This is a genomic window from Vibrio jasicida 090810c (assembly GCF_002887615.1).
GTDB classification, from domain to species: domain Bacteria; phylum Pseudomonadota; class Gammaproteobacteria; order Enterobacterales; family Vibrionaceae; genus Vibrio; species Vibrio jasicida.
In genome coordinates this window covers 324,894-348,524 of the sequence record NZ_CP025792.1, presented here as the reverse complement: position 1 = coordinate 348,524, position 23,631 = coordinate 324,894, and the positions used below count along the sequence as shown (strand labels likewise).

Annotated in this window: 18 protein-coding genes and 1 pseudogene; 18 read left to right on the top strand and 1 reads right to left on the bottom strand. The window is 46.6% G+C overall.

Features of this window, described 5'->3' with window-relative positions:
* Positions 1–19: 19 nt before the first annotated feature.
* Complete coding sequence (locus C1S73_RS01855; protein WP_005426534.1) at positions 20–910, bottom strand: hypothetical protein; 891 nt, start codon at positions 908–910, stop codon at positions 20–22.
* Between the two features lie 134 nt (positions 911–1,044).
* Between C1S73_RS01855 and C1S73_RS01850 the strand changes: the two genes are divergently transcribed.
* The 18 genes and pseudogenes from C1S73_RS01850 (at position 1,045) to tssM (ending at position 23,631) form a co-directional block, all read left to right on the top strand.
* Positions 1,045–3,027 (top strand): type VI secretion system Vgr family protein, encoded by a 1,983-nt coding sequence (locus tag C1S73_RS01850; protein WP_038867577.1) that lies wholly within the window; start codon positions 1,045–1,047, stop codon positions 3,025–3,027.
* Complete coding sequence (locus C1S73_RS01845) at positions 3,027–3,635, top strand: DUF6931 family protein (protein WP_038867575.1); 609 nt, start codon at positions 3,027–3,029, stop codon at positions 3,633–3,635. The genes C1S73_RS01850 and C1S73_RS01845 overlap by 1 nt, the downstream gene beginning before the upstream one ends.
* Positions 3,632–3,934 carry a PAAR domain-containing protein gene (locus C1S73_RS01840; RefSeq protein ID WP_005426629.1) on the top strand — a complete coding sequence of 101 codons (303 nt, stop codon included), beginning with the start codon at positions 3,632–3,634 and terminating at the stop codon, positions 3,932–3,934. The genes C1S73_RS01845 and C1S73_RS01840 overlap by 4 nt, the downstream gene beginning before the upstream one ends.
* A 201-nt stretch (positions 3,935–4,135) precedes the next feature.
* Positions 4,136–5,586: pseudogene (locus tag C1S73_RS01835) on the top strand (type VI secretion system protein TssA).
* A 33-nt stretch (positions 5,587–5,619) separates the two neighbouring features.
* A complete protein-coding gene (locus C1S73_RS01830) occupies positions 5,620–6,141 on the top strand; it encodes an Hcp family type VI secretion system effector (protein WP_005443647.1) in 522 nt (173 codons plus the stop codon).
* A gap of 20 nt (positions 6,142–6,161) precedes the next feature.
* Positions 6,162–6,665 (top strand): type VI secretion system contractile sheath small subunit, encoded by a 504-nt coding sequence (gene tssB, locus C1S73_RS01825; RefSeq protein ID WP_038867571.1) that lies wholly within the window; start codon positions 6,162–6,164, stop codon positions 6,663–6,665.
* Positions 6,665–8,143 (top strand): type VI secretion system contractile sheath large subunit, encoded by a 1,479-nt coding sequence (tssC, locus tag C1S73_RS01820; protein WP_005451931.1) that lies wholly within the window; start codon positions 6,665–6,667, stop codon positions 8,141–8,143. Before tssB ends, tssC begins: the two co-directional genes overlap by 1 nt.
* A gap of 68 nt (positions 8,144–8,211) precedes the next feature.
* A complete protein-coding gene (locus tag C1S73_RS01815; RefSeq protein ID WP_038867569.1) occupies positions 8,212–9,606 on the top strand; it encodes a type VI secretion system contractile sheath domain-containing protein in 1,395 nt (464 codons plus the stop codon).
* Positions 9,606–10,028, top strand: coding sequence for a type VI secretion system baseplate subunit TssE (gene tssE, locus C1S73_RS01810; protein WP_005451929.1), 423 nt, complete (start codon positions 9,606–9,608; stop codon positions 10,026–10,028). Before C1S73_RS01815 ends, tssE begins: the two co-directional genes overlap by 1 nt.
* Positions 10,021–11,772 (top strand): type VI secretion system baseplate subunit TssF, encoded by a 1,752-nt coding sequence (tssF, locus tag C1S73_RS01805; protein WP_038867567.1) that lies wholly within the window; start codon positions 10,021–10,023, stop codon positions 11,770–11,772. The genes tssE and tssF overlap by 8 nt, the downstream gene beginning before the upstream one ends.
* Before the next feature lie 12 nt (positions 11,773–11,784).
* Positions 11,785–12,723 carry a type VI secretion system baseplate subunit TssG gene (locus C1S73_RS01800; RefSeq protein ID WP_173399955.1) on the top strand — a complete coding sequence of 313 codons (939 nt, stop codon included), beginning with the start codon at positions 11,785–11,787 and terminating at the stop codon, positions 12,721–12,723.
* Between the two features lie 57 nt (positions 12,724–12,780).
* Positions 12,781–15,387 (top strand): type VI secretion system ATPase TssH, encoded by a 2,607-nt coding sequence (tssH, locus tag C1S73_RS01795; protein ID WP_038867565.1) that lies wholly within the window; start codon positions 12,781–12,783, stop codon positions 15,385–15,387.
* 12 nt (positions 15,388–15,399) lie between these two features.
* On the top strand, positions 15,400–16,203 hold the full coding sequence (locus tag C1S73_RS01790; protein WP_005426574.1) for a hypothetical protein: 804 nt from the start codon (positions 15,400–15,402) through the stop codon (positions 16,201–16,203).
* A 3-nt stretch (positions 16,204–16,206) separates the two neighbouring features.
* On the top strand, positions 16,207–17,145 hold the full coding sequence (locus C1S73_RS01785; RefSeq protein ID WP_038867563.1) for a type VI secretion system-associated FHA domain protein: 939 nt from the start codon (positions 16,207–16,209) through the stop codon (positions 17,143–17,145).
* Positions 17,145–17,627 carry a type VI secretion system lipoprotein TssJ gene (tssJ, locus tag C1S73_RS01780; RefSeq protein WP_038867561.1) on the top strand — a complete coding sequence of 161 codons (483 nt, stop codon included), beginning with the start codon at positions 17,145–17,147 and terminating at the stop codon, positions 17,625–17,627. Before C1S73_RS01785 ends, tssJ begins: the two co-directional genes overlap by 1 nt.
* Before the next feature lie 26 nt (positions 17,628–17,653).
* The gene (tssK, locus tag C1S73_RS01775; RefSeq protein ID WP_038867558.1) at positions 17,654–18,985 is read left to right on the top strand and encodes a type VI secretion system baseplate subunit TssK; all 1,332 of its coding nucleotides are present in this window, start codon (positions 17,654–17,656) and stop codon (positions 18,983–18,985) included.
* Between the two features lie 6 nt (positions 18,986–18,991).
* A complete protein-coding gene (icmH, locus tag C1S73_RS01770) occupies positions 18,992–20,245 on the top strand; it encodes a type IVB secretion system protein IcmH/DotU (protein WP_038867557.1) in 1,254 nt (417 codons plus the stop codon).
* A complete protein-coding gene (tssM, locus tag C1S73_RS01765; RefSeq protein ID WP_038867555.1) occupies positions 20,242–23,631 on the top strand; it encodes a type VI secretion system membrane subunit TssM in 3,390 nt (1,129 codons plus the stop codon). The genes icmH and tssM overlap by 4 nt, the downstream gene beginning before the upstream one ends.

Genomic DNA, 23,631 nt, shown 5'->3' with positions numbered 1-23,631 from the left:
AACGAACGGTCATATTTGCTTAGTTGACCAGCTTGTAGGTTAAGTCTTTTTCATCCAACAAACCGGATTCAACGAGGTTTCTCTCTAGCATCATATCTTGCAGTTGTTTCAGCGAATTGATGTTGCCGTAACTACGGCGGATCTGGTCAAACGCCTCTTCCAGTTGCGGTAAGTTTTGCGCATTCATCTGATCCGTCGTTGCTTCAGAAGCCGCCAAGAACCACTCCACATCCTTGGTGATTTCTTGCACTTGAATCAGGCTTTCACGCAATTTCGCTTGGTAGTGCTCCACCTCTTTGATGGCAGAAAAGAACTCCGTCCAAGCTTGCATGTTATCGATAGCCGATGTGGAAGACATGGTGGTTTTATTGAGTTTCACACGGGATTCATTGATCGCCTCTTTAAGCTTGAATAAACGCAAACTGAGCTCATCAGAACGCTTTGGTAACAACTTCACCTCGTACTTCACTAACTTACGAATCGCATGAATGTGTTCATCACGCTTACGCGCAGAAAGCGCCAGGAACTCGTGATCGACTTTTCCTACCGAGTTGGTTTTAAGCTGCTTGCGAGCAGATTCAATTTTTTTGTTAAGAAGAGATTTAACGCCTTTCTTTGAGCCCTCTTCCCACGCTTTACGAGATGCTGCTTTTAACGCTGCACCACCTGCGACTTCCAACAGGGCTGCCCCCTCTTTCGAGCCGGGAAATGGAATCATCCCGATACCAGTCCTTACCCCTTTTTGCGCAATATCCATCGCGACCATTTTCTTGTCACGTTTTACCCAGTTCTTGGCAGATTGGTATTTATTACCGAATTTTCTCGCCCAACTTTTGTGATATGACTTACTGTCCTTTTCTACATTTTGCAAAAATTCTTTCGCCATCTTTTTTGCATTTTGACTCGCCATAAAGAACTCCTTTTCTTTTAATAAATCGAATAGCGAATAAGATCTAATACTGCTATTTTTTGAGTAATTTGATTAATAATAGTATTTATATTTCAAATTTTTATTATTGAAAAGTTCAAGCATAAGGATATGCAATGGCTGATAAATACAGCAGTTCGGCTAGTTTGATGTCTGCAAAAGACTCAAGTAATCAAGAACATATCATAAGTAATGCAACAATAAAGCAAGCCTTATCAGAGCCCTTTGAAATCAAAGCAATGCTGGTATCCAGTGGCTTTGACATGCAAGATCAACTAGGTCAGTTCCTTACAATAAACCGTTATTTCAACGAATCTGGCAGCAATACACTCAATCGTTCCTACAATGGAGTTGTGACATTGATCCAACATTTAGGAATGGATTCTAATTTGCAAAATCACCAATACGAAATAACGCTCAAACCGTGGTTTTGGTTATTAAAACACACACATTCTTTCCGGGTTTATCAAAATCAATCCACACAAGAAATTGTCAGTGATATTTTCGATAACGCAGGTTTCAAAGGTAACTATAAAATATCCAGCATGCCTTCGACCAAGCGTGAATATTGTTTGCAATATAATGAATCGGATTTTGACTTCGTTTCTCGCCTGCTCGCTGAAGAAGGCGTTCATTATTATTTTGAGCATGCGAGTGGTTCACACACCATGATTTTGCAAGATGCTCAAACCCCATTTGATAAAGCCAGCACAGCGAAATTTGATATGAAGGAAGCGCCGACAGGCTCACTTCCTTTGCTTGAAGATTGGTGCCCTACCGTCGCCTTTCATGGCGCGAGTGTTGAGCTATCAAGCTACGATTATTCGCAGACGAAACTCATCACCAGCGGCAGTAAAACCTCCAGCAATACCATTGCCAACAACACTAAACTCGCCAACACGCGTTACCCGACTTTGGGTATCAGTGGTGACATGACGGATCTCTCAAGCAATCTTGCCAAACGTCGAATCGAGTATGTCGAGCAGGATTACCAAAGTGTCATTGCCAGCGCAAAACATGATCTCTTCGAGCTCGGTACTTACTTCTCGCTCTCAAGCCATCTAGACAAAGATCAACTTGGCGACTTTTCGGTCATCAGTATGGAAGTGGAATACACTGAAAGTGCACAGAGCAGCACCAGACTGAAAGTGATCCCAAAAGATACCCCTCACTACCCTCAACCTCGCTCAAAACAAGTGGTTCAGGGTTTACAGAGCGCAGTCGTTGCAGGCTCAACCGCGGGTGATATTAATCAGGACGAACAAGGTCGTGTGCGTATTCAGTTCCAATGGGATACAGACGCAAGCGGTGACAAAACCAGTTGCTATGTTCGTGTTGCACAGATGCTTGCGGGAAGTGGTTACGGTGCTCAATTTGTGCCGCGTGCCGGACAAGAAGTACTGGTCTCTTTCATCGATGGCGATCCAGATAGACCTATCATCACGGGCAGCGTCTACAACAGCAAAAATGCCCCGCCTTATGCCGAAGCCAATACAACAAAGTCTGGCATCAAAACCCAGCTTTCCGGTGAAAGCAATGAGCTCTACTTCGATGACAAAAAAGACAATGAATTACTTTACCTTCACGCAGCCAAAGACCTGACACAAGAAGTTGAAAACAACCAAACCGAAACCATCAAGGGTGAATTGAGCCAAACAGTCACCAAAGCGGTATCAGTGTCGACAGAAGACAACTACTCGCTGAGCGTAACCAAAGCATTAAGCGAAAAAGCCAAGTCGATTTCGATTGAAGCTGACGATTCTATCGAGCTCAAAGTTGGCTCAAGCAAAATAACCCTGTCCTCATCATCCATTGCCATTGAAGCAACCAATATCGACGTCAAAGCCAGCAGCGCGCTGAATTTGGAAGGGACCAACGTCACCAGCAAAGCCACTTCAGCCAACAAGGTTTCAGGCACCACAACGGCGCTTGAAGCAACCAGTTCAAATAGCATTTCTGGCCTGAGTATTTCCATCAAAGCGGACACCACGCTCTCTGCTGAAGGCTCTTTGAGTGCGGAGTTTAAATCAGGCCTCAAAGCGACATTCGATGGCGGCGTAATGGGTGAAGTGAAAGGCGCAATTGTAAAGGTTAACTAATGAAATATAAGAAGATTCCATACCAAACGGCAGAGCAAATACTACCGAGATTCAAAGCCAGTGACGAGGCTAAAGCGCTACTCAACGAAGAAACCAGCATCAACGATGCAATTCAATCACTTACAGACAAAGAGCTCTACAACGATCTCGTTCAGTTTTTGACGCACGCTCTACCCGTCCGGGAGGCAATCTGGTGGGGAGCGTTGTGTTTAAATCAACGCAATGAGGAATGGTCACCCCTTCAAAAACAAAGTGTCGAAACTTGCATGGCTTGGGTGCGGTCACCCTCCGAAGAATTGCGCCGCAAAGCCGAACATCTTTCTCATCGATTGGAACTGAATTGTGGGCCATCTTGGCTTGCTCAAGCGGTATTTTGGAATGGTTCTGGCAGCATCGTTGCACCAGATATTCCACCCGTTATGCCTGATCCATTTTTGTACGCGAAAGCGACTGCGGGAGCGATCAATCACGCAGCCGCCCTTCCTGAATGGGACAAAACTAAACCTTACTATCAAGCCGCAATCGCGATGGCTCTGAATATTGCTGCGGGCGGTCAAGGCACTTCAGATAGCCAATCACAAACTGCAGTACAAGGAGAAGTACGATGACATTACCTGCTGCTCGTATCACTGACATGCATGTATGCCCGATGCAGACACCAGCAACTCCACCAATTCCTCATGTGGGTGGTCCGGTCACCGGTCCTGGAGCTCCAACCGTACTGATCGGTAGCTTACCTGCTGCCACAGTGAGTGATGTTTGTGTTTGCGTTGGAACCCCGGATTCTATCGCGATGGGAAGCACGACCGTGCTATTAAGCAATAAGCCTGCAGCCCGAATGGGAGACACGACTTCACATGGTGGCAGTATTGTCGCCGGTATGCCCACAGTCCTTATAGGGGGATAAAACCTCTTTATAAATCAGGGCATTATATTGATAGATACATTCCTCCGACCAATTTTTTGGATCAACCTCTTAGTTTTTATTAAATAGTTAATTTTTATCGGCTATTTCAGAAAACTCTCACTAGACTGAAGTTTACAAACTATGAAACCAGAGTAACGGATTTACTTCTGGCTTAATAAAATAACAATTCATGGATTGAATATGGTTAATATTGATAGTCTTTTGGCTCCGATCACAGATGGCTCGCCAAGTGGTGTCTATCTGAAGCTTGATAGAAGTGCCTATCGAGCACTTAGAAACAGTTACAATGCCGCGCAATCATCGTTTCGCCAATTGGTTGAAACTCCTGATGCATCCAGTGATCAAGCACTGCTTGAAAGCAATGATGACAACTGGGCACAGTTGCGTACCGCGACATACCACGCCCTCACCCAGTCGAGCAAAGACTTGGAGCTGCTCGGTTGGTATATCACCAGTCAGTTGTTCACCGACGCTCCCTATCGAAATCTTGCCGACGCAACGCAAGTGCTTCTAAGCACCGTGGAGCAGTTTTGGGATTCGCTCAATCCGTTCCTTCCTGAAGACAAATTAAAAAGCGCAGAAGAGTCTGGCATCGCTAGAGAACGGGCCGAGTTCCGGATGAAACCTCTGCTACAACTTGTCGGCGAAACTCACGATACCACTGCCCTGTATATGCCTTTACAGTTGATTAGCCTGATTGACGATGTCACCTTTGGCGATTATCTACGCGCAGAGCGCAACGGCTCGCTTAGCGAAATCAAAACTAAAGCGCAAAACCTATTCAACGCTGACACGCAAGACACCTTAATAGATTTGGCGCAAACCTATCAAAATCTTGATGCTATAGAACAAGCCATCGCTCAACAGTGCCAACCCGTTAATGCAACCCATGTAAGTTTTAAATTCATCAAAGAAAACATCGCGGAACTGATTAACGCGATCCGTTATCTCACTGAAGACAAGTTTTCTAAATGGCCGCTAGATGATCAATTTAGATTGATTGCCGAAGAAGCCCAGGCTCCCCCGTCGTATCAAGCTCTCCTGAAACAACCTATCAGGCAACTGAAAATGCAGAAGTAGCACCAACCTCATCAGAGCCAGAAGCAGAACAAATTACGACGACGCCGTTGCTAGAGCCGACTCCTTCAAATGAAACACACCAGCCAGCGGCACCAACTACGATGAATATCGCTGGCCAGCTCCAAAATCGCGACCATGCTTTTCATGAACTTAGAAAGCTCGCCGATTACTTCAAACAAACCGAGCCACACAGCCCTGTTCCGTTCTTGTTAGAGCGCGCGATTCGATGGGGTTATCTAAGCTTGCCAGAACTACTCCAAGAAATGACAGGCGGCAACAGCCAAGTTCTGAGTCATATCAATCAACTCACCGGAATGGACAACTTAGAACAAACCATTCTGAAGACAATTCCTGAACCACAATCAGTGCCAGAGTCGGTTCCGACCGTACCACCAGCGACTGAGGTTCAAACTGCCTCTAATGAGGAGTCTCAAAGTGCAACGTCAATTGAACCTACAACGTCAGAGCAAAGCGACACTCCTAATACAACCAACCAACCAGAAGTAAAAACTACTCAATCGTCGAGCGGTATTACCGATTTCGAGTGGTGAAGCAAAAAATGCTAATGAGCAAAGGAGAACCAAATGGCTTCTATTTACATGAGAATTGATGGCACTACACCAAAAGGTGCTGCAACGGTGGATAAGATCGGTGGCAAGGATGGATTTTTTGCTATTGATACAGTGAACTGGAGTGCCGTTCGTGGCGTTGGCATCGACGTCGGTAATGCGAACAACGCAGACCAAGGCATGGTCGCGCTAGGTGAAGTGAACATCACTCGTGGCTGTGATGGTGCAACGCCATACTTAACGACTTTCCTTTACGCACCAGGTGGTGAAGGTAAAACTATCGAGATCGTGATGACTAAGCCAAACCGTGAAGGTTCTGGTGCGGATCCATACCTAATCCTGACACTAAGCGCAGCACGTATGTCGAGCTACAACATGGGCGCGTCGGATGGTCACCTGCCAAATGAATCATTCAGCCTGACATACACCGAGATTTCGAAAGCGTACTACATCGAAGGCGAAGGCGGCAAAATCGAGAAAGGTCCTGAAGTGGGCTTTGACGCAACGACAGCGAAAGTTACTTCGACAGCTTCTTAATGGAATAAGGAGATACCATTATGGCACTGAACTCCCAACACAAGCGAGTTAGCAAAAACCGTGTAAGTATTACTTACGATGTCGAGACGAATGGCGCAGTAGAAACCAAAGAACTCCCTTTTGTGGTGGGAGTCGTCGGTGATTATTCGGGTCACAAGCAAGACAAAGAAGACGTGGAAGATCGCACCTTCTATAACGTCGATAAAGACAACTTCGATACTGTCATGAAACGCGTTGGCCCTGAGTTATCACTCAAAGTGGACAACGTTTTGGTTGATGACGACAGCCAAATCGAAGCGAGTCTGAAATTCTCATCAATGAAAGATTTCGAGCCTGAAGCCATCGTTAAGCAAGTTGAACCGCTCAAGAAGCTTGTTGAGACTCGTAACCAACTCAAAGTACTGCTTTCAAAAGCGGACCGTTCTCGTGATCTAGAGAAGCTACTCAAGGAAGTTCTGCAAAGCGCAGACACCATCAACGCCCTTTCCGATGAGCTAGGCATCCAGAAAGAAGGAGCAGAATAATGACGACGGAAGTTGAAAACCAACCACAAGCAGAAGCGGCTGAAGCCTCGTTGAGCTTTCTGGATCGTGCAATCGAAGCGACCACACAAACGCCAGCGGACACAACAAAAGAACTGTTCTCAGTGCTGGCAGAGCAAGCGCTAAGCGGCACGGTAACATGGGACAAGAACGTCACCAAAACGATTGAAAACGCCATCGTAGAGATCGACAAAAAGCTTTCTAAACAGCTATCGAAAGTCATGCAAGAAAATGACTTCCAAAAGCTAGAAGGTTCATGGCGTGGTCTGCAAAAACTGGTTAAAGAGAGCGACTTAGGACGCTCACTGAAAATCAAAATGGTCGACTACACCAAAGACGAGCTACTTGATCAATTTGAAGATGCACCAGCCATCGACCGTAGCCCACTGTTTAACGCGGTATACCAAGGCGAATACGGCACAGCAGGTGGTGAACCATACGGCACCTTCATCGGTGACTACGAGTTCAGCGCAAAAGATGAAGACGTCGCCCTACTACGCTACATGGGTGAAGTAGCCGCTGCGTGTCACGCTCCGTTCGTTGCCGCAGCAAACGCAGAAATGTTTGAGTTCAATGACTTCACTACCTTCGAAGAAGGCAAACCTGTCGCGGCTGGTTTTGATTCTCCGGCTTACGCTGCATGGAACTCGTTCCGTGAAAGTGACGACGCGCGCTACGTAACTCTAACACTACCTCGCACACTGGCTCGCCTTCCTTACGGTGAGAAAGGTCTTGGCACCAAGCTGTTTAGCTACGAAGAATTGAACACTGACCAAGATGGCAACCCGAATCCATCAAGCAATGATGAGTTGGTTTGGTCTAATGCCGCTTACGAGTTAGGTCTGAAAATGACGCAAGCGTTCACTGCGTACGGTTGGTGTACAGCGATTCGCGGTCTGGATAACGGTGGTAAAGTGGAAAACCTACCAAACCTAACGTACAAGACCGAAGCTGGCGACTTGGTTCAGCAATGTCCAACAGAAGTGAACCTAACCGACGAACGCGAGAAAGAGTTAAGTGACCTAGGCTTCTTGCCACTGGTTCACTATAAGAACTCAAACTACGGCGTATTCATTGGCGGTCAAACAACGCAGCAACCGAAGACCTACACAGATCCAGATGCAACAGCAAACGCAGCAATTTCAGCGCGTCTTCCTTACATCATGGCAAGTGGTCGCATCGCTCACTACTTGAAAGTCATGGGCCGCGACAAGCTAGGTTCAAACCTAGAAGCGCCAGACATTCAACGTGAACTTCAACTGTGGATCGATCAATACACCAACGCAGGTGCAATTGGTAACGATCAACGAGCGAAAACGCCATTGGCGGAGTCTCGCATTGAAGTGGTTGAACAACCGGGTAAGCCGGGCGCGTATTCAGCCGTTGCTCACCTAAGACCTTGGCTACAACTTGAAGAGCTGACTACGTCGGTTCGCATGGTAGCGAAGATCCCAGGTTAAGCACGATAAAGCTTGGTCGAAGTAGGATGCTTCGACCAAGCCAATTCGATTTAGGTCACAAGGATAGTATGAGTAAGATTTATCACTCAGGTTGGCAGACCCAATTTACACAGCTAGACGATAAAGACAGCGACTTTTTACAAGAGGCGCTCTCTTTACTGTCTCAAGTGTCTCGCTCCGCGCTAGACAGTTCCGATGCGCTTATCACACATGTTTCACGCTTAATTGCAGAGATTGACAATAAGCTCTCGAAACAGATGGATACATTACTACATCATCCAGAATTTGAGGCGCTACAAACCAATTGGCTAGGCCTTCAAGGCTTAGCCACACTGCCCGTTAATTACCAGCGTACTCAACTCAAGCTGCTCAATATGAGTTGGGAAGAAGTGTCTTCCGACGTCAATCAAGCCTACAGCACCAAAACGTCTGAGTTATACAACAAGATCGGCAACCAAGAGTTAAACACCTTGGGCGGACATCCATTCGGCTGCTTGTTGTTCACACAGCCAGTAGCAGCAGATATGGATTTCGAATCTGACTACGATGATTTGTTCACCGTCGAGCTATTGAGCCGCTTGGGTGAAGCGACGTTATGCCAAATGCTATTTGCTCCTAATCGCGATTTCTTTGTCGAATCCGGCGCAGACTGGCTGTCTGATATCAACCGAATCGAGAAGATCCTTGCTAGTCCTGATTACCAATCGTGGCAGTCTTTACGCAGTAAGTCCTCTGCGCGTTTTGTCGGTTTAGTGATGCCAGAAATGTGTATGCGTACACACTATCAAAACGCCAAAGTGGGATTCATCTACAGCGAGAAGCAAAACGGGCTTTGGGGCAATGCGGGCTTTGCGTTTGTATCTACCATTATGCGAGAACATCAACGTGTGAGTTGGTTTGGCTTCTTGAAATCTCGCTGGAACGACAACAACCAAGGTGCCGTGGTTAATCAAAGCCAAAGCGATAGTCATTTTCTGATTCAACCACAAACCAAAGTGACTTTGTTTGGGCAACTGTCGACCTTCTACAGTCGCAGCGGTTTTATCCCTCTTACTAAGAGTCCTTTGAGCGACAAGTTTTACTTCCATGGTAACAATTCGATTTGGCACAACAGCGAGTCTGATAACGAGAAAGTCCTCACTCAAATCCAAACCTCGTTGATGTCTTGCCGTATTGCACATTATCTCAAAGTACAAGTGCGAGAGATGATTGGCAGCTTCAAAACAGCCGCTGAGTGTGAATTGTTTCTCTCTCAATGGATAGAGAAGTTCTCTAGTAACGTCGCGTACGCCAACGAAGAAACCTTATCAAAATACCCATTGAGTTTTGCAAAGATCAGCGTATGCGACTCCGATCATCATCCGGGCAATTTCGTCTGTACCTTGCGTATCGTCCCGCAGTATCAATACGACCATTTCAGTGGCGAAGTGGTGCTGACAACAGAATTGGATGAGGTGGCATAATGAGTTTTTGGCGTACCTTTGTGCAAACTGCCCCTACCACTCGTCGAGATGATATCGAGGACATCAAATATCACCTGACTCGTCTGTTCGATTCGGAGGCGTCGCTGATGAGCATTGATGATCGATTAACTGAAGTGCAGCGCTCTAACTACCGTTTTGGCATCGAGGATGTGCACCTGTTGAGTGCCAGTCTCGACCACCAGCAATTAGCCCTCAAACTAGAAAACTACATTCGACATTTCGAGCCACGCCTAAGCCAAGTCATGGTTGAACTTGTTGAGCGCAAAGCGGGAGAAAACACCATCGCGTTCAATATTGTCGCTAAAGCCAAAACGGCACAGGGCGAAAAAGAGCTGATTTTTGATTCCAAGATTTCATTAAGCGACATGACCACCGATATGAAGGAGGATTTGTATGAGTGATCCTCTACTGCGTTATTACGAACAAGAGCTGACTTTTGTTCGCCGAGCCCTCGGTCAATTTGGTTCTGAACATCCAGAACACGCACAACGCCTCAATATTCATCAGGGACAAATCGAAGATCCAAGTTTGGCTCGCTTATTGGATGGCGTGGCACTATTGAATGCCAACGTCGAAAAACGTCTATCTGAGCAAATCCCTGAAGTTGTCGAAGGATTACTTGGCGTACTCTACCCAAGTTACATTCAAACTGTGCCAAGTGTGGCGTATCTAGAAATGAGCACAGGCGCCCCTTCCACAGACAGCACGACGCTTCCCAAAGGCACACGCTTTTCTTCCGAATCGCAAGGCAAAACATGTTTGTTCACCACAACGGACGAGCTCAAAACTACACCATTTGCACTGATTGACACCAAGGCAAGCAGTGCACCTTTTGACTTCAATCGCCCACAAGGTAGTGAACAAACTACCGCCGTTATTCAGCTCACTCTGTCAACTGGTGATGATGATGTGCATTTCAGTCAATTAGCGTTAGAAGATCTCGACTTCTTCGTTCAAGGTTTCGAGAACAATGCGGATTCCTTGGTTGAACTGCTGCTCAGTGAAGCGCGTGCAATATCGATTTCCGACATAAATGGCGAGAATCACGCTGTCTTGACTGCCAATCAGCTAAAGAGCCGAATCAGCGATAAACAGTTTCAATTTCTGCCACAAAAAGGCAATCAATTTTCTGGCTACCATTTGATGAATGAGTTTTTCTTCTTCAAAGAGAAACGTCAGTTCTTCCGTCTTAAAGGCTTTGGTGAAGCCTGTCAGCAACATGATTGCTCCACTGTGGTATTAAACCTGTTCATGCACTCTTTGCCGATGGAGTTTATCCGTCTTTTCGATAACCAAGTGTTTAAGCTCAATGTCGTGCCTGCGGCGAACTTATTCGAACAAACGGGCGAACCAACCAGCTATGACCAACGTAGCCTGACCATTCCCGTTAATGCCGATGCGCATACCGATAATGAAATTCAAGTAGTCGACATTTTGGATGTGTTTGAGATTACGTCGAGCGGTCAAAAACTGCTGACGCCACTGTTTAAAGACAGTTACCAAAGCGACCCACATTGTGATTACTGGCAAAGCCGAAAAGATTCCACAGGTGAACTGCGATTGGCGATCAGCCTAAACGCCAACCAAGAGCTCGAATTCAACAAACTCTATGGTACTCGCCTTCTTTGTACTAATGGCAAACAAGCATGCACCATCAACGGTGAGATGACATGTTTAGAGCCGATCGATTTGCCCGGTGATTTTCATTCGCTCTACCCGCCGTCGGCTCCGATAGAACGTGAATCTGACGCCAATATGCACTGGCAATTTATCGGGCTACTGAACAGTAACTTCTCGTCACTTTTACACTCTGAAGATCCGACTCAGCAGCTTAAGCAAATGCTGCAATTGTGTAGCCGCAATCAGTTAGTAAGCGATGAAATTCAGATGATTCAGTCAGTAAAAGTGCGCTCACAAGTTTCATCAATGCGTATTCTAAGCAAGAACGTCTTCTCTCCGGGCACAGAGATTGAAATCACTCTCGATACGTCTGGCAACTATCTGACTTTCACCGATGTGTTGAATCGCTTCTTCCAACAGTTCTGTAGTTTTGATCGCTACATTCAGCTCACAATTCGTCTTTATGGCAAAGATGGCATTGCGAGGCGTTATCCAAAAATCCACGGGAGCCAGCGCTCGATGTAGCGTGGAAGATAGATGATGTCGATGTCACTGATTAACGATTTAAAAGCGAACCCACATGAGTATGACTTTGCTCAAGCAATGCGATTGCTGATGCAAATGGCAAAGCAGTCTGGGCACAAGCTGAAGTTAGAGCTCAAAGCAGAAGCCATGCCCCATGGTGATGCCGACGATATTCAATACTTTTCGTTCAGTGACCACAGCGCCAAAGTTCGTATTGCTCAGCAAGCGCTATCTGGCTCACAAGGGGTTATCCCAAACTACATCTATGAAGAATTGTTGTTTGCACTGCATAACGATGATCACGCACTGAAGGACTTTTTAGACGTATTCAATCAACGCCATTTTGAACTTGCCGCGCAACTAGAGCTCGCTCCTCACCTCTTGGTTCAAAAAGAGCTGGCAAAAGAAAAAACCGATTTACTCAAACAACTGGCGAACCTGAAACACGAACACGGCGCGCTGTTCCAGTATTCACTGTTGTTCGCTCAAGGGCATCGTAACTTAGAAACGTTAGAGCAGATCCTTAACGACTACTTCCCTTACCAAATCGATGTGTCGACTAAGAGCCATGAACGTCGTCAGTTACCAGCAAGTTCTCTTACCCGTTTGGGACAAAAAGACGACTATAACAGCGGAATCGGACAGGGTTTCCTCATTGGCAAAACGTGCATGACTTACAACCAGCATTTGGTGGTGAGTATCCAACCTGCCAACCGCAAAGAGCTGCATCAGATTCATAGAGATACTCAGTTGGCGAGCCACATGCGCCAGCTCATTCAACATTATTTACGAGACGCCACGCCGATTTCTATTTATCTCAACGTTAAGCGTGCGTATCTCGAAAAACCAAGGCTGTCTGCTCAACCAGATCAAGCCGCGAAATTGGGTGAAGTGGATTGCCTCGCCCCAGAACGTAAACCTACAGAACGGATTCGGATTCTTCTGAAATAGCTAGGTAGACATCGCGACGACAAAGAAGGTTATCGCGCAAAAGACAAGGATAAGGTTATGACACAAGTAACGCTGACAAATTTAGTCGCCAAGTTATCGCCAGAGTTAAAACGCGCATTGGAAGCTTCTGCGGGTGCAGCTATGAACCAAGGCGTTGCTGCCATTGAGCCAGAACATTGGTTGCTCACGCTATTGAATCAGCAAGACGCGCACTTAAAAACTCTGATTGAAAGTCAGAAGATCAACCAAGATCAACTTGCCAGTGAACTAGCAAATCGCATCGAGCGCTTACCAAAAGTACAAGACAGCCAACCAACGCTCAGCCATGCACTGACTGAACTTCTAAAAGACGCTTGGATGATTGCCTCCGTTAACTATGGACATGGTGAAATCATCAGTCTGCATCTCGTTCAAGCGCTGTTGCAGCAGAACGTCATGGGCGTATCGAGCAACAATCTCGAATCACTACAAAACGTGTCAACCGAGTCCCTGCAAGGTTTAATCAACAAAACGCCGGTTAAGCGAGCAACGCAACAAAGCGCGGGTGAAGCAAGTTCAGCAGTAAACACAGCAAGCGCGAACGATGCATTAAGCAAGTACACCATCAACCTGACTCAACAAGCGATTGAAGGCAATATCGACCCGATTTCTGGGCGTAATTCTGAAGTAAGAAAAGCCATCGACATTCTTTGTCGTAAACGCCAGAACAACCCTATTTTTGTTGGTGAGCCGGGCGTGGGTAAAACCGCTGTTGTTGAAGGCTTAGCGCTGAGAATCGCAGCAGATGAAGTACCAAGTGCGCTGCAAGGCGTTCAACTCCATTCGCTTGATTTAGGGCTATTACAAGCAGGCGCGAGTGTAAAAGGTGAATTTGAAAATCGCCTGAAAGACGTCATCAACGAAGTGAAAAACAGCGATGTGCCAATCATTGTATTTATTGACGAAGCACATACGCTGATCGGCGCTGGCGGTGCAGCAGGACAAAACGATGCTGCCAATCTATTGAAACCGGCTCTTGCGCGTGGTGAGTTCAAAACCATTGCCGCAACAACATGGGCAGAATACAAAAAGTACTTTGAGAAAGATCCTGCTTTGACTCGCCGTTTCCAAGTCGTCACGGTGGAGGAGCCAAATGCAGAAGATGCCAAACAGATGCTACGTGGCATTGCGGCTTCATTGCAAAAGCACCACGGCGCGTTTATCACTGAATCCGCTATTGATGCGGCGGTTAACCTATCCATTCGCTACTTACCTTCTCGCCAATTGCCAGATAAAGCGATCAGCTTGCTCGACACGGCTAGTGCGCGTATTGCATTAACTCAAGGTGCAAAACCAGAAGTGATTGAAGCGTTGGAGCAAACCATTCGTTATCAACAAAACGAACAGTCTGCTCTAGAGAAAGAATTTGATTTGTTCGGCACAGGCGCAGAAGAGATCGCCGAATTGAAGCAAGAAATCACTACCAACCAATTTCAATTAGCGGACTACCAAACACGTTGGGAGCAAGAGATTACATTGGTTGATGAGATTAAAGCGCTTCAACAAAGCATCACAGAGAGTGAAACGCCGGACGAAACTCAGCAAAGCCAGTTGAATGCCCTTCTCGACCAATTGCACGAGCTTCAAGGTGAAGAGCCATTAGTTAATGCGATGGTGGATGACGCGACCATTGCTCAAGTCATTTCCGGTTGGACAGGCATTCCCGTCGGCAACATGATGAGTGATGAAATCGCTCGCCTATTGTCACTGGAATCAGAGCTGGATAAACGCGTTATCGGTCAAAACATGGCGAAGCAAGAACTGGCAAAAGCGATTAGAATCTCACGCGCTGGCTTAACAGATAATCGCAAGCCAATCGGTGTGTTCTTGATGTGCGGTCCAAGCGGTGTCGGTAAAACGGAAACCGCCATGGCGCTCGCGGAGCAACTTTACGGAGGCAGCAACGATCTCACGGTTATCAACATGACCGAGTTTAAAGAAGAACACAAAATCTCAATGTTACTTGGCTCGCCTGCCGGCTATGTTGGCTTTGGTGAAGGTGGCGTGTTAACCGAGGCGATTCGCCGCAATCCCTACTCTGTCTTGCTTTTGGATGAGATGGAAAAAGCGCATCCGGGCGTTCATGACCTCTTCTATCAAATCTTCGATAAAGGACACATCAAAGACAGTGAAGGTCGCACGGTCGATTTCAAAAACACCTTAATCATCATGACTTCTAACGCCGCTGACCAAGCGATTTGCGATGTGTGTGATGAAAACGCCGAACGCATCAGCAACGATGAACTGCTTGAAGCGATTCGTCCCGATCTACAACGCTACTTCAAACCAGCGTTCTTAGGACGTACTAGCATCGTGCCTTATTACCCACTCAACGATGATGAGTTGGCGAAGATCACCGAAATCGCGCTAAACCGCATTCGTAAAAAACTGGCAGAACAGTATCAAGCGAGCTTTACGTGGGATGCAGGTTTTGTGGATTTGGTTGTCAGCAAAAACACCGACCCTACGACAGGTGGTCGCGCGGTTGAGCAAATCATTAACCGCTCTTTGATGCCGAAGTTGGCAGAAGAATGCATCGCGCGTCTAAGCGCACAACAACCGATTAGCCAAGTGACGGTGACCGCAGCGTCGACGCCACAGGGCTTTGAACTGGATATTCAGTAGTAACGAATCATGATGTTTAGAAGCGTACATTCACCCCATCTCGTCACCACCTCGATTCTTGCTCAAGAGGCGGCGGTCAGCTGTGGGGTGAGCTTTTTCCGCAAAATAACCAAGCTGGTTTCATCGCTGTTTATTTTGCTTGGTGCCCTATTTTCGTTCGAAGCATGGGCGCAAGTTTGGATTGGTCCCGACCGATTGCTGCTTGCGACCCACAAATGGGCACCGTACCAAACTCACCAGAATCAAAACATGGATGGGTTTGCGCTCAATCGCGTCAAATGCGCGCTGGGCGAAATGGGACAACCTTACCAACTGACCATGACGGAATGGTCTGACGCACAGCTTCACGTGCACAGTGGTCAACAACATGGCTTTTTCGTCTCGCCGAAAACCAGAGAACATGACAGCTACGCAACGTTGTCTGCTCCCATTACCGAGCAAAAACTGCGTTGGTATTTTGGTCCCGGTGTAGAACCTAAGCTTGATGATTTGTCAAAGTTGAACCTTAAGTTCTCGGCAGAATTTGGCTCAAGCACATGGTTTTGGCTGAAACGTAATGGATACAACGTCGTTAAGCAGCCACGAGATGCTAAGGTTTTACTAAGGCTTTTAAAACAAAGAGAAATTGACGTCGCACTGGAAGATGAAAGAGTGTTCCACACGGAAATCAGCCAAGCTTCTCTTCCAAGCGATTACTTCTATTCTCAAGTATTCGAAACTAAGCCAATGGGCGTGTATTTCTCTAACCGCTTTTTGGACAAATATTCTGGTTTCTTAACCGCTTTCAACACAGCGTTGGCTAAATGCGAGGGATAACAAGTGGCGATCAGCATACATTTGATTTCTGTACCCTCTGAAGAGGTGGTGACTTCAAGAGTCATCTATTTGCCCGAGTCTGGCGGGCAGTTTGGACGTTCTGCTTCTTGTGAGGTGGCATTGCCCGATCAATCAAAGCGCATCTCGCGTATTCACGGACAAATTCGTCTCACTGAAACAGGTTATTTGGTGAAGAGTACCGGCAAGAACCCGGCTCGCCTCAACGATAAAGCCATGGTGAGAGACAAAGATTACCCACTCAACGATGGCGACATTTTAAAGATCGAAAGCTATTCGATGTTGGTATCAACACTTACGTCGAGCAAAGCGCCTGTCGAAGAGCAATCCGATGAACTCTTTGCGACCAAGTTCGACCTGCAACTGGAAGACAATGTCGATTTTCTCGATGAAGGTGACATCGTCGAACCAGTGAAATCGGAGGTCCATTACTCTCACCAAAATGTAATGAGCGATGACCCCTTCTCCTCCGACCCGTTTGAAGACATCGATGATGATGAACTGGCGGATCACTTTGAAGTGGATGAAGTGTCGAAACAGCAGCAAGCAATGGAGCGTTCTACGGAGATTGAGTATCTTCCGGGCGACCACCTTCCAACGTCAGAGCTGGAAGCCTCCATCGAAAAGCTGATCACGATTACCGAGAAGAATCAGCAATACCTTCGCAACCCACCGCTTGCACATGATGCTTTGTTTGATGCGTTGGACAAAACGCTCGAGCAGTTCCTCAATGAATTCGCTCCGAACCAACTAGAGAATCAATTTAGCGAATTTGTGTCTGGCGGACTGTTTAGCAGCAAAGACAAGAAGTATTGGAAAATCTACCGCAAACACTTCCAACATCGACAAGACAATGGTGATTTTCGTCGCCAATTCAAAGCGATGTTTATGGAAAACATGCAAAAGCAAAGCGAGGAAAGCTGATGAAGATTTGGCTTAGTTTACTCGCTTTCGCTTTGGTGGGATGTTCATCCGACCCAACACCGGTTGTGACGCAATATCAATTGGCGGTAAGCGCCGAGAGGACGATTAACCCCAGCGTTAACAACAGTACCAATCCCGTGGTAGTGCGCTTGTATCAACTGACTGATGCACAACAGTTTAAGCAATTGCCGTTTATCGATTTATATAACGATGACGTGAGCCTATTAGGCGCAAACTTGGTGTCGAAACAAGTGCTGCCCGTGGTGATGCCAGACAGCAATAGCAAACAAACCTTAGACATCAACAAGACCACTCAGTACATCGGCGTATTGGTGGAATTTTCCGAATATGATGCAAGCACGGCGACGGTAGTGACAACCACGCCTCAGGAAGAAGAACAATATATACAATTAAAGATCAGCGGTAACAAAGCAGCATTGCAAACCGTGACACCAGATTCGCCTTGGTGGGATGTCTTTTAATTCGATTCAGTAGATAGGGAAATCTCGTGGACGCATATAAAAAAGTCGTTTGGCAAGAAGGCATGTTCATTGCCCCACAGCACTTTCAACAACAAGACAGATACACACAAAACTACGTCAGACAAAACGTCGAAACGCTTGCTGGTTATGCCCCTTACTATGGTGTGACCGACTTGGTGATCAATCACGATCTACTTAAAATTGGCAAGCTTTCCGTCTCTTCTAGTGCGGGTTTGTTCCCAGATGGCACGCATTTCGAACTGAAACGCGAAGTCGCCAGAGATGTGCCGCACGGTACGATTGAGAAAATGGCTTACTTAGCACTGCCTGTCTCTCTGCAAGGCAATAATGATTACGCCAATGATGAATCGGAACAAAGCCGCTATCTCACGCGCACCATCAATGTGTTTGATACTTCAACCTCTGAAAATGCCAGCGTTGAAGTGGACGTCGCGCAGCTCAATATAGTGATTAAGCTTGAAGGCGAAGACACTTCGGGCTTTACCCTGATTCCGTTCGCCAAAGTATTGGAATGCAGCGAAACGGGGGAAGTGATGCTAGACCGTTCCTTTATTCCTGCGTGTTTGCACTATGGGGCATCACAGCTATTGGTTGAACGTTTGAAAGAGATTCATGCCCTCACTTCCAACCGTGCCACCAGCTTGCTCAAACGTATACAAGCTGGACAAGGACAAAAGAGCCCACAGTCGATGATGCAGGATTACCTATGGCTGCAAACACTCAACACTTGGCTTCCGTGGTTTGATTTATCTTTGTCGAATCCAAAGTTTCAAACCCATCAGCTTTATTTGGAGCTACGTAAGTTTGAAGCGCAAGTCATGGCATCTACACCCGCGATTCCAGAGCCTTGCCAACCGTTGGATTTCCACCGTCTTTACGATTGCTTTAATCCGCTTTTTTCGAATCTGCGCAATATGCTCACGCTGGTTCAACAAGACTCTGTGATTGAGTTTGCGTTTGACACTTCGTTGTTTGAACGACGCCGCTTGCTTCGCACGTTGGTAAAAGATGGTCACAACCTATCTGATCGCCGATTCGTTCTCAGTGTCCGCTCTAATATCAGCAGCACCGAGCTCAACGAGTTGTTCCCTGCAGCAGCCAAACTTAGCAGCAATAACAAGATTGTCGAGATTGTGCGTAATGCCCTTTCTGGCGTGCAACTGACGCCGCTTCCTGTTGCGCCAAGTGAACTAAAACCGATGCAAGGCACAGCGTATTTTGAAGTGGATACGTCAGACCGCAATTGGTTAGAAATGATTGAAAACCGCGATGCACTGGCGCTGCACGTCGATACACGTGTTGGCGACCTAGAAGTGATGCTGTACGCACTGAGGTAGTAAGTTATGAAATATTTGGATGAAGACACCTTAGTTTGGGACAGCAGCGAAAACGACTTCGTAAGTAAAGACACCGACATGCCAGACGTAAAGTGGCATTCGGTCAACGCTGCGCAAGCCAACATAGGGTTCTTACATCATTTCGATAAAGCCGAGAATCAGCTGATCAACATCAGTTCTGAGTTGTTGGCAGTCACGCTTAAGATCAACACATTGCCGGAGCCCGAAGACATCACCACGCTCAGACATCAACTGGTGGCTTCTATTAATGAGATCAAAACCAAAGGCGCAGAGCTCACCTACCCCGTCGCCGTGATCGACAAGCTCTGTTTTCTGTATGCTGTGGTTTTGGATGAATTGATTGTCTACACCGATTGGGGTGAGAAACGCGGCTGGGAAAACAAAACCCTACTCAGTGAACTGTTTGGCATGCGCAACGGTGGTGAGCTTTTCTTTACTGTGGCAGAGAAAGCAGCGCGCCAACCGCACAAGCTGATCGACTTATTAGAAGTGGTTTATCTGTTTCTCAATATCGGGTTTAAAGGTCAGTACCGCGAAACGGGCAGCGAGCAACTAAAGAGCTTTACCTACCGTCTAGAACAGATTTTAAGTCAGTACCGACAAGCCGGTGGAATCTATTGCCATACTAAGGTTTCGGTGCCTAAAACACGTAAACCAACGCGCAAAAAACGTTACCTTGTCACCACGCTATTTTTCCTAACTGTCATTGGTTTGAGTGTTGCACTCACCTATTTCTGGTACAACAAAACCAAACCACAGCGGGCACGTGATTTTGTCCAACTTGGTGAGTACAGCCAGCGCTATGTTGAATCTGGTCGTGCGGAAGACATCGTTTATGTCAGCACTGACGACGATTTAAAAGGCAATAAAGTCGCGGCAAATACCACTCAACCACCTCGTCCAGTGCCGAGCCAGCCAAAAGTTGTGACGCCACAAGCGAAAACTTCGGCGCCGGAGACGACGAGCGCTCTAGTCACGAGCCCTGTAGCGGACACTGATTGGCTGGTGCAACTTGCGACCTTCTCTAACCTTAAAAACGCCGAGAAGTTTATCGCCCAACTGCCGACATCCAACTATCAACCTGTCGCGGATAACATCAACTCCTACGTACGCGTCATTGTTCGATGTGACAACTCAGAACAAGCGAAATCCATCAATAACTGGTATCGAGATAATGCCAACGTCAACGGCTTAGTGGTGCATAACAAAAACAAACAAAGCGAGGTTGAGTCACGATGACGCAAGACAACCCAAACACACCAACAAGAAAAAAGGCAATCATTTGGGGCCTTGTTACCCTTCTGCTTCTGGCAACCTTAGGCGGCTTACTGACTTGGTTTGTTGCGTATCCTGATTTCTTATGGACAGGCGTCATCACGACAACCATTGTGGCACTGCTCTCTGCTGGGCTTTGCTTTTGGTTAATCAACCGCAAGGTGAAAAAGAGTCTTGAGCAAGACCAAGAGCGTGCACTAATTATCAAACGCTCCAAGTTACTCGCTTTCCACTTCAAGAAAATGCTCGGCGTACAAAAACGTAAAAAGCGCTTAACCAGCCGTTACGATCAGCCGATTTATGTCTTACTCAGTGACAACCCGAGCAAAGACAAAAGCATCATCACGCAGATGGGTTACGAAGCTTATAAGGTGGATGACTTTGGCAACGACATTGAGTTTCCGATTCTGTTTTGGCTCAGTGAACACTCAATTCTGATTTCCGTCAGCATGGGCGAAGATCAACAACCGCTTTACTTAAAAACACTGTGCCAGTGCCTCAATAAATGGCGTCCGAGACAAGCGATTAACGGCTTGTTGCTAACCACAGAAATTGAACAGTTAGTAGGTAATAGTGAAACCCTTTCACAAAAAGCCGACCAATTGAAATCGCAAATCAAAGCATTCAATCGTTCATTTGGTTTGAACTTACCTGTCTACAATGTCCTAACCAACATGGGTCAAGTGAGCGATTTCTGTCAGTTCTTTTCTGCGTTTGATGAAGCGAGACGCAATGAAGTGTTCGGCGCCACCAGCCCAGTGCAAAAACATGGTGGCATTGATGCCGATTGGTTCAATGACGAATACGACCACCTCATTGGTCAGCTGATTTCGAACATGAGTAACGCGTTGGGAGCGCAGCTTAACCAAGATTTCCGCAATGCCATTTGTGGGGCTCCTTACCAATTTGGTTTGCTTAAACAGAATTTGTGGCATTTCTTACAACGCTTGCATCGAGGTGACCAATACACAGATGGGCTCAACTTCCGCGGCTTCTACTTTACCCACAGTGGCAGTGATTTCGCACAGCATGATTTACTGGCGAACGTGGTCAATCAGTCCCTCGGCAATGAGCAATATCAGCAACACCAACAAATGCCCGTTCAACAAACCTTGTTTGCCCAGCATTTGATGTCTCATGTCGTGCTAAATGAAAACACTTTAGTCGGGGTTAACCGCCATAAAGAGAATTGGTTGTGGTTCAGCCAAACCTCATACACCCTAATTTGGCTCAGTTTATTGATTGGTACACTGACGATCCTCAAGCTCGACTTCGATTATCAAACCAATCGTGAAGCCAAAGCCGATGGTATGTTAGAGCGTTACAAAGAAGCGATCGCAGCACAGCCATACAGCAAAGAAGATTTGGTGGGCAACATTCCGAACCTTTACACCATGCATCGCATTTACGCGCTATATCAGGAGCCTGAACCTTGGTATACATTGCCATTCCTACCGACTGCGACCATCAAGCCAGAAGTTGAAGCGGCTTACACCAAAGAGCTGCAACAAGTACTGATCCCTTCCATGGCACACACCATTGAGAGCGATTTGTATGTGTATGTGAACTTGGAAGATCAAGCCAGAACGCTCGAATTGCTGAACGACTATCGACTGTTGTTTGATAAAAATCGCACCAACATTGAAGAGCTCAAAAGCTACTTCCTAGCAAACTTAGAGCACCAAGGCGAAGCAGACAAAACTAACGTCGCTCAGCTTAAAGTGTTGCTCGACGATGTGTTTAACCAGCACTTGGTGGCGACAACTGCCAATCAAGAACTTGAAGGGCTGGCGAAGCAAGTCATCAATCAGTCCAACATAGAGACGCTACTCTACCAACACATTTTGAACGATCATGCGTACGAGAAACGTATCGATGTGCGTAAAGAACTTGGCTCCAACTTCAACCAAATATACCAATTCAAACCTGGTTACGTGGGTTACTTCGTGCCTTTCTTGTACACACCGACTGGCTTTAACGAGTTGGATCTTTCGGTGGAATCCCCTCTTCTTATCGAAGCGTTATCCGCTTATGAGGGCATCGCAGGGCAAGCACCAAGCGCGCTAGAGATGCATAGAATCAGCCACGATTTGAAGCGTATGTATCAGAACGATTACATCAATTACTGGCGAGATTTTATTAACAGCATCGAGGTGAAAACCATTTCCGGTTCTGAGCAGTTAAATGCAAGCTTGAACGTGCTAAACAATGCCTCAAACAATCCAATGTCTAAGCTGTTCACCACCATCAGAAACTATACTTCGGTTCTTCTACCTGAGCCAAAAGATGCGAAGAAGAAAACCGATGAAGAGATTGCCGATGCTGCGCAAGACAACGAGAAGAAAGAATCCGCCCGACAAATCACACTGACGTTTAATGATTTCCACAAACAAGTGACGCCAGACGATCAGGGTAAGAGACCAATAGATACCGTTCTGGAAGGTTTCGCTAACACGGCAAAATGGCTCGATCAGTTTTACAAATCCAACACGCCAGACAAAGTGGCTTACGAAACGTTATCTGCAGGTTTAAAAGCGCAAAATCCGGTCGCACAGTTGGCGTCATTGACCGATTCCCAGCCACCGCTATCCGGTGAAGTGATTGGCTATGTGACAGTGCAAACCAATGAGTTGGTGATGAACTTAGCTCATCAATATCTTAATAGTATGTGGAACAGCGAAGTCTACCAGCCTTATGAAAACACCATCGCGGCTTTCTACCCGTTTAAGAAAAGTGCCAACAGCGATGCAAGCACGGCGGATGTTGCTGCCTTCTTTAAAACCGATGGCACATTGGACACCTTCTATCAAACCATGTTGAAAGGTTTCTCAACAGAGCAACGAGCGCCGTTTATGTCCGGCTTATTGCCAAATACTGGCTTTGCGTTAGATCCTGCGATTTGGCTGATGTTTGATAAAGCCAAAGACATTCGCTCTGCCCTGTTTTTAACTGACCCGAAAAACGTTGCGATTCAATTCCAGATGAAACCAACAGAAATGAGCTCGGCGCTAACTGAGTTTTCCATTCGTGCTGAAAAACCGATTTTCACCTATCAACACGGTCCGATGCTGTGGACACAGCAAAGCTGGAAAGGTGATTCTGTCGCGCAAGATGCACTAACGGTGCGTCTACAAAAACAAGCAACGCCGATTGCCAATGAGCAGTTTAAAGGCAGTTGGGCATGGTTCCGCTTGATTGAGCCGCGCGTCACTTCAACCTCTTCGCAAAGCACCCAACTTGAGTTTGATTACAATGGCGATAAGGTTCGTTTAACGATTAAAACTCAAGGTCAGAACAATCCGTTCGTGCCGAACTTCTTTGCGGGCTTTGTGTTACCTGCGAGCATTTAG